We start from the raw sequence: 15,425 nt of genomic DNA, 5'->3' as shown, positions 1-15,425 counted from the left end.
AAAGAGACAGAATCAGGCCATTAACACCCTATCCCCCATGGCTTCTCGCCAGCCTCCCAGCCAGTATGACCTTTGATTCAGCGTCTGATAGGGACACATTTCTTTTGAGCGTCCGGCAATGCCGGCCTGATAACCACGTTGATGTGCCCGTTCCAGGCGATCTCGTTTTTGTCTCTTCATGCCTCGTTTCCCTCATCTTTAGTTCTGGTGGAAAAGAAAACAGTGATTACTAAGTGTGCAATCACACTAAACGAATACCCCTAAACATCAGGCTCGTCAATGCGCAAAATTCACGCCAGTGTCATATTTGTGAGCTACCCGCTAAATCATTTGTACAAAAAAAATCAGTCAGAACAGTTATCTCCGCGGCTAAAAAAATAAAAAAAACCGCCCCGGGCCATGAGCCAAGGGCGGCATAATTTACAATTATTTAAACTTAAGGGATGCGTTTCAGCTCTTGAGCAATGGCCGTCGCTTCCTGACTCCAGGCGTTGGCGAGAACCTTCACCATCTCATCGTAGCCGTCTTTAGTCTGTACAGCTTCGATGTGGAATGGACGTTTGATCAGTTGCCCCTGATGATTCAGCAACCATTCACCGCTCACAATAACCTTGCCATCGTATCGGCCATGGAAACCGGTCACCGTGACGTTCAGTGTATCCTGGGTGCTTCCCAGCGGCTGCGAAGCGACGACCCATCCAGGCAACTGCATACTAAGGTTCGTCACCAGAGTATTGCGTAATTGCTGATCTAAAGGGCTGGCCCAGAGATTGTTATTAGCTATCACATATTGAACATCGCTGGTCTGGTAAACCACCCCATTACCCGCCAGATAGTCAGGCACAGCAACCTGCTCGACCCACAGCAGACGATTACCCTGGTTGGCGGTGCTCTGAACGCCCCCTTGCGCGATAGGGAGCTGGTAATAGCTTTTATTTTCTCCGCTGGAGCTGCATGACGTCAGCCAGACCGCCATCATCACCACTAGCCACTTTTTCATTGTTTCGCCCTCTTCGGCTCTGGATCTTTTTTGTCCTTCGCTTCAAACACCAGCGCATTGCTCTTATCGTTCAGCGTTTTCAGTACCGGTTGTAGTTCACGCAGCACCTGGTCCAGACGTTGCATATCCGCCACCATCTTATTGTAGGCGGCAGATCCCGGCTGGAAGCCCTGCATGCTACGATTCAGTTCACGCAACGTGTTCTGCATATCCGCCGGCAGATCCTGCATCGACTGGCTGGACGTGATCTTATTCATGTTATCCAGCGTGGTTTGCAGGTGCTTCATCGTGCGCTGGCTTTCGGACAACGTACTGGTTGCCTGTTCAATCATCGGGTTCAACGGCAGATTGTTAATCTTATCCAGCGCTTCCATCAGACGTTGTTGGATCTGCGCCAGACCGCCGCTCACGGTCGGAATGATTTGATAGCCGTTAAATTCGCGCACCCCGGTAATTGGCGGTTCTTTCGGGTAGAAGTCGAGATCGACATACAGCGCGCCGGTCACCAGGTTCCCGGTTTTCAGCGATGCCCGTAATCCGCGTTTAAGCAGTTCCGCCAGATGAGCACCAACATCAGTATCTTCTCCCAGCTGCGCCTTCAGACGTTCTGGTTCGATGCGCACCAGCACCGGTATGCGGTAATCATTGTTGAACACCTGACGCATATTCGGTGAGAAGAACGGTACTTTGCTTACCGTCCCCAACCGGATACCTCTGAATTCCAGCGGCGCGCCAGGCTGCAGGCCACGAATCGAATCTTTAAAGAACATCAGATAATCAATATGATCGGTATACAGGGAGTCCTGAATACTTTTTTGATCGTCATAAAGATTAAACGCTGACTGCTGCGCGACCGGCTCGCCCTGCTCTAAGCCTTCTGGCACATCAAAACTTACGCCACCGCCAAACAGCGTGGAGAGCGACCCCATTTCCACGCGCATACCTGCCGAGGTAAGATCAACGGCGATCCCACTGTCTTTCCAGAAACGCACATTGCTGGTCACCAGGCGATCGTTAGGCGCATTGATGAAAAGCTGGTAGCTGATTGTACGTTTTTGCGCATCAAATGTACTGGTTTCAACCGAACCTACGCGATATCCACGGAACAGCACCGGGTCGCCTGGGCTCAACTGACCGGCTTTTTTGCTGTCCAGAATCACACGGATCCCTTTTGCATCTGGCGGGGCCAGCGGCGGTGAATCCAGCAGTTGGTAATTTTCCAGCTTACTGCCTTTATTGCCAGGCTGCAGTTCAATATAAGCCCCGGACAATAGCGTGCCGAGTCCACTGATACCTTCACGTCCAACCTGCGGTTTCACCACCCAAAAGACCGAATCTTTATGCAGCAGCTTTTCCATTCCGGAGTTTAAACGCGCTTTAATCTCCACATGGGTCAAATCATCCGTCAGGGTTGCACTCTCGACGATACCGACATCCACGCTGCGGCTCTTAATCGTCGTTTTACCCCCTTCAATACCTTCGGCATTGGTGGTAATCAGCGTGACCTGTGGCCCCTGATGACTGTAGTGATAAAACAGAACCCACGCGCCAATGAGTGCAGTGACGATAGGGAATATCCACACGGGCGACCAGTTTTTTACCTTTTGCACTTTGGCTTCCCCACTTTTAGATTCCATGCTGTCAGGACTCCTCATGGCCTGGTTCTGGTTCACGGTCCCACGACAGACGCGGATCAAATGTCATCGCAGAAAACATTGTCATAATGACGACTAAAGCAAACATCAAAGCACCCATTGCAGGATAAATGTTCATTAACCCTCCCATGCGCACCAGCGCAGAGAGTACCGCAATCACAAAGACGTCGATCATTGACCAGCGACCGACAAATTCCACAACTTCGTAAATCAGGTGCATACGTTCGCTGTCGCGTTTGCCGTGCCCTTTGGCGTCCCAGCATAGCCAGGCAATGGCGATCATTTTCAACGTCGGCACCATAATACTGGCGATAAAGATAACCGCAGCCACCGGATAAGAGCCTTCGCTCCAGATTAAAACCACCCCCTCAAGTATCGTTGACGGCAGCTTTGACCCGAGCAGATCGGTAATCATAATCGGCAGAATATTGGCTGGCAGATAAAGCATGATCGACGTAAACAGTAATGCCAACGTCCATTGCAGACTGTTTTTACGCCGCACATAACCTTTCGTCTGACAGCGCGGGCATACTCGTTCATCAGCGGGAAGAATAGCAGTGCAGCAGGAACATGAACGCAGTCCCTGCCTTATGCCAGGCACGCCTGGAGTTAAGGCCTGCTTAATCACCGGCATTGGCGCAATATCATCCCACAGCCAGCGACGGTCAACGCACTGGAACGCACGCAACTGCAAAACGCAAAAGAAGCACCACGGAATAAAGCTGCTGCCCACGCCGATATCGCCGTAAGCCATAAGCTTAACGAAGCTGACCAGCACGCCGGCGAGAAAGATTTCTGCCATCCCCCAGCTTTTTAACTGGAACAAAACACGTGCAAGCCGTGCCTTAAGTCTGCCGGGCATCTCCACCCGGTTTACCAGCAGCAGAATAGTCAGCAGGCAAAATGCGGGAACCAGTTGTACGAATAATAAAAAGAAGGTGCCGAGACTGGCGTAATCTTCCGAAAAGAGAACGCTTGGGATCTCCAGCAACGTGACTTCGCTGCTCACCCCTGCGACGTTCATATTCACAAAGGGGAAGAGGTTTGAGAGAAGCAGCATGAATAATGCTGCTAACACATAGGCGGTAGGACGCTGCCGTGGCGCGTCCCACTCAACCGTTAACGTAGTGCCACATCGTGGACATGCCGCTTTCTGACCATGCTCAAGGCGAGGTAACGCCACCAGCATGTCACACTGCGAACACAAAATATGCTTCGCGGCATGGTGATGTTCGCACATATGTGCTCCTTTAAATTATGCGCCATTCTTCAAAGACTCAAGATACTCCCAGCGCTCAAAGGCTTGCTCAAGTTCTTGTTCCGCTTCGTTCAGATTAGCTAATACCTGTTGCGTTTGCTCGTGCGGCTGACTGAAAAAAGCGGAGTCAGCGACCTGGGCTTGTAATGCTTCCAGTTTAGCTTCCAGTTCTTCAAGTAGCGCGGGGAGCTGTTCCAGTTCGCGCTGCAGTTTATAGCTTAGTTTGCTCGTGCTGCGTTTGACAATTTCTGCTTTAGGAGCAACGGCTTCCTCTGTTTTTTTCGTGGCCGGTTGTTTAAACGCCACATACTGCGCTTGCTGGCTGCGCGCGTCATGATAACCGCCGACATAACGACCAATTTTGCCGCCGCCTTCGAAGATCCAGCATTCGGTAACAGTATTATCCACAAACTGACGGTCGTGGCTGACCAGCAGCACGGTACCCTGATAGCTATCAATCAACTCTTCAAGCAGTTCCAGCGTTTCGACGTCCAGATCGTTCGTTGGTTCATCGAGAATCAAAAGATTGCTGGGTTTTAGAAAAAGTCGTGCCAGCAGCAGGCGATTTCGTTCCCCGCCGGAGAGCGCACGTACTGGCGTCATCGCGCGTTTCGGATGGAACAGGAAGTCCTGCAGATAGCCCAGCACGTGGCGGGGTTTGCCGTTAACCATCACCTCTTGCTTACCTTCAGCAAGGTTGTCCATCACGGTTTTATCCGGATCCAGCTCGGCGCGGTGTTGATCGAAATACGCCACTTCCAGCTTGGTTCCGACGTGGATGCGTCCACTGTCAGCCTGAAGCTGACCTAACATCAGCTTCAGCAGCGTGGTTTTGCCGCAGCCGTTAGGTCCGATTAGGGCAATCTTGTCACTACGCTGCACCTGCGCGGAGAAATCTTTTACCAGTTGCTTTCCATCAACCTGGTAATCAACATTTTCCATCTCGAAGACAATCTTGCCGGAGCGGCTCGCCTCTTCGACCTGCATCTTCGCTGTGCCCATTACTTCGCGACGTTCGCCTCGCTCGCGACGCATGGCTTTCAGCGCACGCACGCGGCCTTCGTTACGGGTACGGCGCGCTTTGATACCCTGACGGATCCAGACTTCTTCCTGGGCCAGCTTGCGATCAAACTCCGCGTTTTGGAGATCTTCTACCCGCAACGCTTCCTCTTTATCCAGCAGATACTGATCGTAGTTCCCCGGATAGGTCACCAGCTTGCCGCGATCAAGATCGACAATGCGCGTCGCCATATTGCGGATAAATGAACGGTCGTGGGAAATGAAAATGATTGTCCCATTGAAGGTTTTCAGGAACCCTTCCAGCCAGTCGATGGTTTCGATATCCAGGTGGTTTGTTGGTTCATCCAGCAGCAGTACGCGCGGGTTGCTCACTAATGCGCGACCCAGCGCCGCCTTACGCAACCAACCGCCTGAAAGCGAAGAAAGCGCGGCGTTAGGATCCAGTCCCAACTGCGCCAGCACTTCATTAATGCGACTTTCGAGCTGCCACAGATTGTGGTGATCGAGCATTTCCTGAACCCGCGCCATCTCATTCAGATTTCTGTCGCTCGGGTCGGTCATCACCAGACGCGAAATATCATGATAACGCTTGAGATACTCGGCCTGTTCCTCAATACCTTCGGCAACGAAGTCATAGACGCTGCCCTCGACATTACGCGGAGGATCCTGCTGCAGACGCGCCACAACCAGGTCCTGCTCATAAATAATACGTCCGTCGTCAAGACCCTGCTCACGATTCAGGATCTTCATCAGCGTCGACTTGCCTGCGCCATTACGGCCAACCAGACAGACGCGTTCGTTATCTTCGATATGCAGTTCTGCATTATCAAGAAGTGGCGCATCGCTGAACGACAGCCATGCACCATGCATACTGATCAATGACATTTATTTATCCTTTCAGGCTGCGGTAATCAGCCAGCAATTGTGGATCTGACGGTTACGGGCAAAGTCCTGGGAAAGCGTTTTTTGAGTAATTTCTTGTGCTTTCAGTCCCAGCTCAGCCAGACCGTCGAGATCCATACGAAATCCACGTTTGTTGTTGGAGAACATGATCGTGCCGCCCTTACGCAGTAGACGTTTCAGATCTTTCATCAGCGCCAGATGATCGCGCTGCACATCAAACGAGTCTTCCATACGTTTTGAGTTAGAGAACGTCGGCGGGTCGATGAAAATCAGATCAAACTGTTCATTGGCATCGCGCAGCCAGCCCAGGCAATCGGCCTGAATTAAACGGTGAGCGCGACCGCTCAGGCCGTTCAGTCGCAGGTTACGTTCGGCCCATTCCAGGTAGGTACGCGACATATCAACCGTCGTAGTGCTACGCGCACCGCCCAGTCCGGCATGTACGCTGGCGCTGCCGGTGTAGGAGAACAGGTTAAGGAAATCCTTACCCTTACTCATCTGGCCCAGCATGCGGCGTGCAATACGGTGATCGAGGAATAAACCGGTATCAAGATAGTCTGTCAGGTTGACCCACAGGCGCGCGTTGTACTCGCTTACCTCAATGAATTCACCCTTCTCATTCATCTTCTGATACTGATTCTTCCCTTTCTGGCGTTCACGGGTTTTCAGCACCAGTTTATTAGGCGCGATTTCCAGTACCGACAGCGTTGCGGCAATGATGTCGAACAGGCGTTGACGTGCTTTTTGTGCATCGACCGTCTTCGGCGGGGCATATTCCTGAACCACGACCCACTCACCGTAGCGATCCACTGCAACGTTGTATTCCGGCAGGTCAGCGTCATATAAGCGATAGCATTCAATCCCTTCCTGGCGCGCCCATTTTTCCAGCTTCTTAATATTCTTGCGCAGGCGGTTAGCATAATCTTCCGCTACCGTAGCAGGCTTGCTGTCCACGGTAGTCTCTGCGACGTGATAGTTCTTCTGGACACAATCCAGCGGACCGTTTTTCGCTTTGAACTGCTTGTCGGCACGTAATTGCAGGCTGCTGAGCAGATCCGGAGATGCGCTGAACAGCGACAAATTCCAGCCGCCAAACTGGTTTTTCATTGTACGGCCCAGCAGACTGTGCAGGGCAATCAGCGCCGGTTCGCTATCCAGACGTTCGCCGTATGGCGGGTTACTGATAACCGTCCCGTACGGTCCTTTCGGTAACGGGTTGCTCAGTTTGGCGACATCTTTAACTTCAAACGTCACCAGATCGGCAATACCGGCGCGACGGGCGTTACTGCGTGCTTTTTCAATTACGCGCGCATCGCTGTCAGATCCATAGAAGTGCGAGGTGTAGTCTGCGAGACCTTTACGCGCGCGCACCTGTGCTTCAGCTTTGACTTCTTGCCAGACGGCTTCGTCGTGCTGTGCCCAACCGCTGAAGCCCCAGTACCCACGGTGCAGGCCCGGCGCACGATCGGTTGCCCACATCGCCGCTTCAATCAGCAGCGTACCGGAGCCGCACATTGGATCGAGTAACGGTGTGCCCGGCTGCCAGCCAGAACGCATAATAATAGCGGCGGCCAGCGTCTCTTTAATCGGTGCCTGACCCGCGCGATCGCGGTAACCACGCTGATGCAAACCGTCACCGCTCAGATCGAGCGCGATGCTGGCGGTATCTTTGTTCAACCAGACGTTGATGCGCAGATCCGGAGATTCACGATCCACATTCGGACGCGGCAGATTTTTGCGGGTAAAGGCATCAACAATCGCATCCTTGACCTTCAGTGCGCCATACTGGCTGTTACGAATGGTCTCGTTCAGGCCGCTGAAATGCACCGCAAACGTAGCACCGGGATTAAATATCTCTGTCCAGTCAATAGCCTGAACGCCGAGGTACAGATCAAGATCGCTGTAGACCTTGCACTCTCCCATCGGCAGGATAATGCGCGAGGCCAGGCGGCTCCACATCAGGCTCTGGTAAACAAGCCGCGTGTCGCCCTTAAAATGGACCCCACCCTGAACGACCTGACACTCCAGCGCGCCGAGGTTTTCAAGTTCAGTTTTTAACAGCTCTTCCAGCCCACGGGCCGTACTGGCAAACAGAGAATTCATAATGTCACTTTTACTCCTGGAAAATTGCTGCGCATTATAGCTAATATGGGCTGTATGTCATAAAGTTGAAGGCTTATTTTCGTTCAAGGGGCTGTGCAGTGGTAACGTTGACCCGACTTTTTATTCATCCGGTTAAATCAATGCGTGGAATTGGGCTCACGCATGCCCTGGCAGACGTTAGCGGTCTTGCCTTTGATCGTATATTTATGATTACCGAACCTGACGGGACGTTCATTACCGCCCGACAGTTCCCGCAAATGGTCCGCTTTACCCCTTCCCCTTTCCATGATGGACTGCATCTCGCGGCGCCAGACGGCAGCAGCGCGCTCGTGCGATTTGCCGATTTCGCGAGCCAGGATGCGCCGACGGAAGTATGGGGAAACCATTTTACCGCGCGTATTGCGCCAACGGCCATCAACCAGTGGCTTAGCGGTTTTTTCTCCCGTGACGTACAGCTACGCTGGGTTGGTCCGCAGCTGACGCGCCGAGTAAAGCGCCGCGATGATGTTCCTTTATCCTTTGCCGATGGTTATCCCTACCTTTTAACTAACGAAGCGTCATTGCGCGATGTGCAGCAGCGCTGTCCGGCAAGCGTCAAAATGGAACAGTTTCGCCCCAATCTGGTGGTTTCGGGGGCTGGCGCCTGGGAAGAAGATACCTGGAAAGTGATTCGGATTGGCGACGTCATCTTTGATGTAGCAAAACCCTGTAGCCGGTGCATTTTCACGACCGTTAGCCCAGAAAAAGGCCAAAAACATCCGTCCGGCGAGCCGCTCACCACGCTGCAAACCTTCCGGACCGCGGTGGATAACGGCGACGTTGATTTCGGCCAGAATCTTATCGCGCGCAACAGTGGCGTTATTCGCGTTGGCGATGAGGTCGAAGTTTTGGCAACCGGTCCCGCCAGAGCGTACGGTGCAGCCGAATCAGACGATACTGCGCCTGAACAACAGCCTGACGCCACGGTACTTATTGACTGGCAGGGGCAGACCTTTCGCGGAAATAATCAGCAGGTATTGCTTGAACAACTGGAAAACCAGGGTATCCGGGTTCCCTATTCATGCCGGGCTGGAATTTGCGGATGTTGTCGAATTCGACTGCTGGAAGGCGAAGTGAGTCCGCTAAAAAAATCAGCGATTGGTGATGACGGGACGATTCTGTGCTGCAGTTGCGTTCCCAAAACGACAATCAGGCTGGAGAGCTAAACCGCCTGTTCAAGGCTGAAACTGTCGGCAATAACCTGCGGTTTCAGTCTGTCATTCATGATTTTAATTGCGTCGCCAAGCTGCATGGTGCGCCCGGCAATCACCACGCCAGGTTGTGCCAGCAGACAAAGCGCGGCGTTTTCTCCCGGTTCAACCACTAACAGGTTTACCTGCTCGTCAGTATCGCTTAAATCAACACAGGCAGCGTCACCCACGACCGGCGACCAGTTAATACCGTGGGCGACAAAATGCCAGCTTTTTGGCATTTGCGGTTTAAGATAACGAATTGCCACCAGCGCATTAAGTACCAGTTCCGCTTTTTGCTCTTTGGCTAAATCCAGGTAGCGACATTTTTCTTCAAAGGAAAAATAAAGCGCGGCGTCATCAACACAAAATCCCGATGGGGAAAATGCATCAGGAGTGAGCATTTTACGAGCAAAACGCGAACGGAATAACATGCCATTGGCTAAATCGAGCATCATACGATCGTGCTCTTCATCATAATACCAGCGCCAGTTATCGTCGGGTTTAATTCGCATCAGTCTCTCTCCTTTCCTTAATCATCGCCGTTACGACAGTATCCATTTGTCGCTTCGTTTATTGCCCTAATAATAAAAGCTCAGAATGTTTAAATAAGCAACAGTAAAGGAATATAAAACAACCAGGGCCAGAAATAAAGCCCTGGATTGTGATTAAGGTAGCATTCAGATATTGGTGACGATTTCTTTAATCAACGGTGGGCCTTTAAAAATAAAGCCTGAATAAATCTGTACGAGGCTTGCACCGGCCGCTATTTTCTCGCGCGCGGCAATCACCGAGTCGATACCGCCAACGCCAATAATCGGTAACTGACCTTTTAATTCCTGAGACAACTGGCGAATAATTTCTGTACTTTTTAATTGCAATGGTCGACCGCTCAGGCCCCCCATTTGATCGCAATTTTTCATTCCCTGAACGAGAGAACGATCGAGAGTGGTGTTAGTTGCAATTACGCCATCAATATTATGGCGAACTAAACTGTCAGCAACCTGGATCAGTTCTTCCACAGAAAGATCCGGCGCGATCTTTACCGCCACCGGAACATATTTATGGTGGATCGCTTGCAGATCATTTTGCTTATTTTTAATTGCCGTTAACAGATCGTCCAGCGCTTCACCGTATTGCAGCGAGCGTAATCCCGGCGTATTCGGTGAAGAGATATTAATCGCGATATAACCGGCATACGCATAGACTTTTTCCATACAAATCAGATAGTCATCTTTGCCGTTTTCTACCGGAGTATCTTTATTCTTACCTATATTAATGCCGAGAATGCCGTCAAAATGTGATTTCTTAACGTTCTCGACCAGGTTATCAACACCGAGGTTATTGAATCCCATGCGGTTGATCAAACCTTCCGCATCCACCAGACGGAACAGACGCGGTTTATCGTTACCCGGCTGAGGACGCGGCGTGACGGTACCAATCTCAATGGAGCCAAATCCCATCGCTCCGAGCGCATCAATGCACTCCCCGTCTTTATCCAGTCCGGCAGCAAGCCCGAGCGGATTTTTAAACGTCAGCCCCATACAGGTAACCGGTTTTGCGGGTACTTTCTGGCGGACAAGCGCTTCGAGCGGCGTGCCGGTAATGCGACGTAATTGCTGGAATGTCAATTCATGAGCGCGCTCTGGATCGAGCTGAAAAAGGGCTTTACGAACGAAGGGGTAGTACATGAACTCTCCTGGATTCCCGGTGTGCAAACCGGGGGCGTATTATGTGCGATCGCGAGCAAAAAGGGAATTGACCTGCGGCAATAAATAGCAATCGTTTTCCTCGCCCCTGCTTTTTTATTCAATTTCCAACTTTTCTATCCCGTATAAATCATTTCGATAAACAAAGCCTCTCTGCCAGACTGCATAAATTGTTATCAATGTTAAATAAAAGCGAACAATTGGTTATAAGGGGAGATTGAAATTATGCGCGTCATTACTCTGGCGGGAAGCCCTCGCTTTCCCTCTCGCTCCAGCGCGTTACTGGAATATGCCCGAGAAAAACTGAACGACCAGGATGTTGAAGTCTTTCACTGGAATCTGCACAACTTTGCCCCAGAAGACCTGATCTATGCCCGTTTCGACAGTCCGGCGCTGAAGACATTTATCGAACAACTACAAGATGCTGACGGGCTGATTGTCGCCACGCCGGTCTATAAAGCCGCTTACTCTGGCGCATTAAAAACGCTGCTCGATCTGCTCCCGGAGCGGGCGCTGGAAGGAAAAGTAGTTTTACCGCTGGCGACCGGCGGCAGCGTGGTGCATTTGCTGGCCGTCGATTACGCACTGAAACCGGTGCTGAGCGCATTAAAAGCTCAGGAGATCCTACACGGCGTGTTTGCCGATGATTCGCAGGTCATCGATTATCAGCATAAACCGCAGTTTACACCCAACCTGCAGCAACGCCTGGACAGTGCGCTCGACACCTTCTGGCTGGCGTTGCATCGTCGCGATGTCCAACTTCCTCAACTGAACGCCCTGCGAGGTGCCGCCCATGTTTGATCTTCTCAAGCGTCACACGTCATGGCTGGCACTGACTGGGATGTTGTCACTGTCAACCCTGGCGCATGCCGCAGAATCGGCCCCCGATGTCCTGCGTATTGGTTATCAAAAAGGAAGCGTCAGTATGGTGCTGGCTAAAAGTCATCAGCTACTCGAGAAACGCTATCCGCAGACTAAAATCTCGTGGGTCGAGTTCCCGGCAGGGCCGCAAATGCTGGAAGCACTCAATATCGGCAGTATCGATCTCGGCAGTACTGGTGACATTCCGCCGATTTTCGCCCAGGCCGCCGGAGCCGATCTGGTTTATGTAGGCGTTGAACCGCCCAAACCGAAAGCCGAAGTAATTCTGGTACCGAAAAATAGCCCAATCCAGAGCGTCGCGCAGCTTAAAGGACATAAAGTCGCCTTCCAGAAAGGTTCCAGCGCCCACAATTTACTGCTCCGTGCGCTGCAACAGGCCGGGCTGAAATTTACCGATATTCAACCGACTTATCTGACCCCTGCCGATGCGCGAGCGGCCTTCCAGCAAGGAAACGTTGATGCGTGGGCTATTTGGGATCCCTACTATTCCGCCGCATTACTGCAAGGTGATGTTCGCGTGCTAAAAGACGGCTCAGACCTCAAACAGACCGGTTCGTTTTATCTCGCAGCACGTCCTTATGCCGAGAAAAATGGCGCTTTTGTACTTGGCGTGCTGGATACCTTTAGCCAGGCCGATGCGTTAACCCTCAGCCAGCGCCAGCAAAGCATTTCCCTGCTGGCTAAAACCATGGGCCTGCCTGAGCCGGTCATTGCATCTTATTTGGATCACCGCCCGCCAACCACCATTACGCCCGTCAGCGCTTCTGTTGCCGCCCTGCAACAGCAAACCGCCGATCTGTTTTATGACAACCGGCTGGTGCCGAAAAAAATCGACATTCGCCAGCGTATCTGGCACCCCACTCAGCAGGCAGGAGAAAAATTATGAGTCTGAATATGTTCTGGTTTTTACCCACCCACGGTGACGGCCATTATCTGGGGACAGAAGAAGGTTCGCGCCCGGTCGATCACGGTTATCTGCAACAAATTGCGCAAACGGCCGATCGCCTGGGATTTACCGGTGTTCTGATCCCAACCGGTCGCTCCTGCGAAGATGCCTGGCTGGTCGCCGCCTCGATGATCCCGGTCACCCAGCGATTAAAGTTTCTGGTCGCGCTGCGTCCAAGCGTAACCTCGCCGACGGTCGCCGCACGGCAGGCGGCAACGCTCGACAGGCTCTCAAATGGCCGGGCGCTATTTAATCTGGTAACCGGCAGCGATCCGCAGGAGCTGGCTGGTGACGGCGTGTTCCTCGATCACACCGAGCGTTATGAAGCTTCTGCTGAATTTACTCAGGTCTGGCGACGCTTGCTGCAAGGTGAAACGGTGGATTTCAACGGCAAACATATTCATGTCCGCGGCGCGAAGCTGTTTTTCCCTCCCGTACAACAACCCCGACCACCGCTTTATTTTGGCGGCTCATCTGATGTCGCACAAGACCTTGCTGCCGAGCAGGTTGATCTCTATCTGACCTGGGGCGAGCCGCCTGAACAGGTGAAAGCGAAGATTGAACAGGTACGGGCCAAAGCGGCGGCGCTTGGGCGCAAGATCCGCTTTGGTATTCGTCTGCATGTGATCGTACGGGAGACAACGCAAGAGGCGTGGCAGGCAGCAGATCGCCTGATAGCTCATTTGGATGACGATACCATTGCCAAAGCCCAGGCCGCCTTCTCAAGAACAGATTCGGTTGGTCAGCAGAGAATGGCGGCACTGCACAACGGTAAACGCGACAAACTGGAAATTAGCCCGAACCTGTGGGCAGGTGTTGGACTGGTACGCGGTGGCGCGGGTACCGCGCTGGTCGGAGATGGTCCGACGGTCGCGGCGCGTATCAACGAGTATGCAGCACTGGGAATCGACAGCTTTGTGTTGTCCGGGTATCCGCATCTGGAAGAGGCATACAAGGTCGGCGAACTGCTGTTCCCGCATCTGGATGTCGCTATACCAGAAATTCCGCAGCCACAGCGCCTGCAACAACAAGGCGAAGCGGTGGCAAACGAATTTATCCCGCGCAAAGTCGCGCAAAGCTAAGGAGCTACAAATGACAACGCCGAAAAACAGGTGGTTATTGCGCCTCGCGCCCTGGTTTTTACCGGTAGGTCTGGTGGCGCTCTGGCAGCTCGCATCATCAATGGGCTGGCTCTCCACCCGCATCCTGCCCTCTCCGGAGGGCGTTGTCGAAGCCTTCTGGACGCTTTCTGCCAGCGGCGAACTTTGGCAGCATCTGGCGATCAGCTCCTGGCGCGCGCTGGTCGGATTCTCTATCGGTGGGTCGATTGGCCTGACGCTTGGACTGATTAGCGGTCTGTCGTGTTGGGGAGAACGCTTGCTGGATACCTCGGTACAGATGCTACGTAACGTACCGCATCTGGCGCTGATCCCACTGGTGATTTTGTGGTTCGGCATTGATGAATCCGCCAAGATCTTTCTCGTCGCCCTGGGGACGCTGTTCCCAATTTATATCAATACCTGGCATGGGATCCGTAATATCGATCGTGGGCTGGTAGAGATGGCGCGCAGCTATGGGTTATCTGGTTTTTCACTGTTTATTCATGTGATCCTCCCCGGTGCCCTGCCCTCAATTATGGTCGGTGTACGTTTTGCTCTCGGACTGATGTGGCTGACGCTTATCGTCGCAGAAACCATTTCAGCCAATGCCGGTATTGGTTACCTGGCGATGAACGCCCGCGAATTTCTGCAAACCGATGTGGTCGTGGTGGCCATTATTCTCTACGCCCTGCTCGGCAAACTTGCCGACATCAGCGCCCAATTACTGGAGAGGATCTGGCTGCGCTGGAACCCGGCTTACCATATGAAGGAGGCTACCGTATGAATACCGCTCGCTTGAATCAGGGCACGCCGCTGTTGCTGAGCGCCGTGACGAAACAATATGCCGCCAATACGGTGCTCAATCAGTTAGATTTACATATTCCGGCCGGACAATTCGTTGCTGTGGTTGGCCGCAGCGGCGGAGGAAAAAGTACGTTGCTGCGTCTGTTGGCTGGGCTGGAGTCTCCCACCTCAGGCGCATTACTTGCCGGTACTACCCCGTTGGCAGATATTCAGGATGATACGCGAATGATGTTTCAGGACGCGCGTCTGCTGCCATGGAAGACGGTTATCGATAACGTGGGCCTGGGTCTGAAAGGTCACTGGCGCGGAGCGGCCCGAGATGCGCTGGCCGCAGTTGGACTTGAGAGTCGTGCTCAGGAATGGCCTGCCGCTCTGTCCGGAGGCCAAAAACAGCGTGTGGCCCTGGCGCGGGCTTTAATTCATCGCCCCGGTCTACTGCTGCTGGATGAACCCCTCGGCGCGCTCGATGCCTTAACCCGCCTTGAAATGCAGGAGCTGATTGTCTCGCTGTGGCAGGATCACGGCTTTACGGTGCTGCTGGTGACGCACGATGTCAGTGAGGCCGTTGCGATGGCAGACCGCGTGCTGTTGATCGAGGATGGCAAAATCGGGCTGGATCTGACCGTGGATATTCAGCGCCCCCGCCGTTTGGGATCGGTGCGGTTAGCCGAACTGGAAGCGGAAGTGTTGAACCGGGTTATGAAACGCGGCGAGACGGAACAACCGATCCTTCGACATGGATAACCACTCAGAAAACAAGGCCCGGTAGCGCTTCCCGGGCCTTTTGCCGGATGGCGGCATTACCGCCTTATCCGG

14 protein-coding genes are annotated in these 15,425 nt (G+C 52.8%); 6 read left to right on the top strand and 8 right to left on the bottom strand.

What is annotated here, in order from left to right:
- Nucleotides 1-12 precede the first annotated feature (12 nt).
- The 6 genes from rmf to rlmKL all read right to left on the bottom strand — a co-directional run bounded on the left by rmf (nt 13) and on the right by rlmKL (nt 7,939).
- Entirely contained in the window at nt 13-180 is a 168-nt protein-coding gene (rmf, locus tag E1B03_RS09865; protein WP_003035871.1) for a ribosome modulation factor, read from the bottom strand.
- A gap of 256 nt (nt 181-436) precedes the next feature.
- Complete coding sequence (gene pqiC / locus E1B03_RS09860) at nt 437-1,000, bottom strand: membrane integrity-associated transporter subunit PqiC (RefSeq protein WP_006685230.1); 564 nt, start codon at nt 998-1,000, stop codon at nt 437-439.
- The gene (gene pqiB, locus E1B03_RS09855; RefSeq protein WP_103768969.1) at nt 997-2,637 is read right to left on the bottom strand and encodes an intermembrane transport protein PqiB; all 1,641 of its coding nucleotides are present in this window, start codon (nt 2,635-2,637) and stop codon (nt 997-999) included. The genes pqiC and pqiB overlap by 4 nt, the downstream gene beginning before the upstream one ends.
- A 4-nt stretch (nt 2,638-2,641) precedes the next feature.
- The gene (gene pqiA, locus E1B03_RS09850; protein WP_103768968.1) at nt 2,642-3,895 is read right to left on the bottom strand and encodes a membrane integrity-associated transporter subunit PqiA; all 1,254 of its coding nucleotides are present in this window, start codon (nt 3,893-3,895) and stop codon (nt 2,642-2,644) included.
- A 15-nt stretch (nt 3,896-3,910) separates the two neighbouring features.
- Nucleotides 3,911-5,818 (bottom strand): ABC transporter ATP-binding protein, encoded by a 1,908-nt coding sequence (locus tag E1B03_RS09845; protein WP_133086118.1) that lies wholly within the window; start codon nt 5,816-5,818, stop codon nt 3,911-3,913.
- A 12-nt stretch (nt 5,819-5,830) separates the two neighbouring features.
- Entirely contained in the window at nt 5,831-7,939 is a 2,109-nt protein-coding gene (gene rlmKL, locus E1B03_RS09840; RefSeq protein ID WP_103768966.1) for a bifunctional 23S rRNA (guanine(2069)-N(7))-methyltransferase RlmK/23S rRNA (guanine(2445)-N(2))-methyltransferase RlmL, read from the bottom strand.
- Nucleotides 7,940-8,037: 98 nt separating this feature from the next.
- Between rlmKL and E1B03_RS09835 the strand changes: the two genes are divergently transcribed.
- Nucleotides 8,038-9,144 carry a YcbX family protein gene (locus tag E1B03_RS09835; RefSeq protein ID WP_133086117.1) on the top strand — a complete coding sequence of 369 codons (1,107 nt, stop codon included), beginning with the start codon at nt 8,038-8,040 and terminating at the stop codon, nt 9,142-9,144.
- On the opposite strand, the gene zapC is transcribed toward E1B03_RS09835, so the two are convergent.
- Nucleotides 9,141-9,683, bottom strand: coding sequence for a cell division protein ZapC (gene zapC / locus E1B03_RS09830; RefSeq protein WP_016152473.1), 543 nt, complete (start codon nt 9,681-9,683; stop codon nt 9,141-9,143). The two genes, E1B03_RS09835 and zapC, sit on opposite strands and share 4 nt — an antisense overlap.
- A gap of 165 nt (nt 9,684-9,848) precedes the next feature.
- Nucleotides 9,849-10,859: a quinone-dependent dihydroorotate dehydrogenase gene (gene pyrD, locus E1B03_RS09825; RefSeq protein ID WP_133086116.1), complete on the bottom strand. Its 1,011-nt coding sequence runs from the start codon at nt 10,857-10,859 to the stop codon at nt 9,849-9,851.
- 243 nt (nt 10,860-11,102) lie between these two features.
- On the opposite strand from pyrD, the gene ssuE reads away from it, so the two are divergent.
- The 5 genes from ssuE to ssuB are packed head-to-tail and all read left to right on the top strand — an operon-like array spanning nt 11,103 to nt 15,353.
- Complete coding sequence (gene ssuE, locus E1B03_RS09820; protein WP_133086115.1) at nt 11,103-11,678, top strand: NADPH-dependent FMN reductase; 576 nt, start codon at nt 11,103-11,105, stop codon at nt 11,676-11,678.
- On the top strand, nt 11,671-12,645 hold the full coding sequence (locus E1B03_RS09815; protein ID WP_103768962.1) for a sulfonate ABC transporter substrate-binding protein: 975 nt from the start codon (nt 11,671-11,673) through the stop codon (nt 12,643-12,645). The genes ssuE and E1B03_RS09815 overlap by 8 nt, the downstream gene beginning before the upstream one ends.
- Nucleotides 12,642-13,787, top strand: coding sequence for an FMNH2-dependent alkanesulfonate monooxygenase (ssuD, locus tag E1B03_RS09810; protein WP_103768961.1), 1,146 nt, complete (start codon nt 12,642-12,644; stop codon nt 13,785-13,787). Before E1B03_RS09815 ends, ssuD begins: the two co-directional genes overlap by 4 nt.
- Before the next feature lie 10 nt (nt 13,788-13,797).
- The gene (gene ssuC / locus E1B03_RS09805) at nt 13,798-14,589 is read left to right on the top strand and encodes an aliphatic sulfonate ABC transporter permease SsuC (protein ID WP_133086114.1); all 792 of its coding nucleotides are present in this window, start codon (nt 13,798-13,800) and stop codon (nt 14,587-14,589) included.
- The gene (gene ssuB, locus E1B03_RS09800; protein WP_103768959.1) at nt 14,586-15,353 is read left to right on the top strand and encodes an aliphatic sulfonates ABC transporter ATP-binding protein; all 768 of its coding nucleotides are present in this window, start codon (nt 14,586-14,588) and stop codon (nt 15,351-15,353) included. The genes ssuC and ssuB overlap by 4 nt, the downstream gene beginning before the upstream one ends.
- The last annotated feature ends 72 nt before the right edge of the window (nt 15,354-15,425 follow it).

Source organism: Citrobacter arsenatis, assembly GCF_004353845.1.
In the GTDB taxonomy this organism is placed as follows: Bacteria; Pseudomonadota; Gammaproteobacteria; order Enterobacterales; family Enterobacteriaceae; genus Citrobacter; species Citrobacter arsenatis.
This window is presented reverse-complemented; position numbering and strand designations above follow the sequence as displayed.

Excerpts from the sequence above, each read along its gene's own strand:
- rmf (WP_003035871.1), bottom strand. The coding sequence starts at position 180 with ATGAAGAGACAAAAACGAGATCGCCTGGAACGGGCACATCAACGTGGT.
- pqiC (WP_006685230.1), bottom strand. The coding sequence starts at position 1,000 with ATGAAAAAGTGGCTAGTGGTGATGATGGCGGTCTGGCTGACGTCATGC.
- pqiB (WP_103768969.1), bottom strand. The coding sequence starts at position 2,637 with ATGGAATCTAAAAGTGGGGAAGCCAAAGTGCAAAAGGTAAAAAACTGG.
- pqiA (WP_103768968.1), bottom strand. The coding sequence starts at position 3,895 with ATGTGCGAACATCACCATGCCGCGAAGCATATTTTGTGTTCGCAGTGT.
- E1B03_RS09845 (WP_133086118.1), bottom strand. The coding sequence starts at position 5,818 with ATGTCATTGATCAGTATGCATGGTGCATGGCTGTCGTTCAGCGATGCG.
- rlmKL (WP_103768966.1), bottom strand. The coding sequence starts at position 7,939 with ATGAATTCTCTGTTTGCCAGTACGGCCCGTGGGCTGGAAGAGCTGTTA.
- zapC (WP_016152473.1), bottom strand. The coding sequence starts at position 9,683 with ATGCGAATTAAACCCGACGATAACTGGCGCTGGTATTATGATGAAGAG.
- pyrD (WP_133086116.1), bottom strand. The coding sequence starts at position 10,859 with ATGTACTACCCCTTCGTTCGTAAAGCCCTTTTTCAGCTCGATCCAGAG.
- ssuE (WP_133086115.1), top strand. The coding sequence starts at position 11,103 with ATGCGCGTCATTACTCTGGCGGGAAGCCCTCGCTTTCCCTCTCGCTCC.
- E1B03_RS09815 (WP_103768962.1), top strand. The coding sequence starts at position 11,671 with ATGTTTGATCTTCTCAAGCGTCACACGTCATGGCTGGCACTGACTGGG.
- ssuD (WP_103768961.1), top strand. The coding sequence starts at position 12,642 with ATGAGTCTGAATATGTTCTGGTTTTTACCCACCCACGGTGACGGCCAT.
- ssuC (WP_133086114.1), top strand. The coding sequence starts at position 13,798 with ATGACAACGCCGAAAAACAGGTGGTTATTGCGCCTCGCGCCCTGGTTT.
- ssuB (WP_103768959.1), top strand. The coding sequence starts at position 14,586 with ATGAATACCGCTCGCTTGAATCAGGGCACGCCGCTGTTGCTGAGCGCC.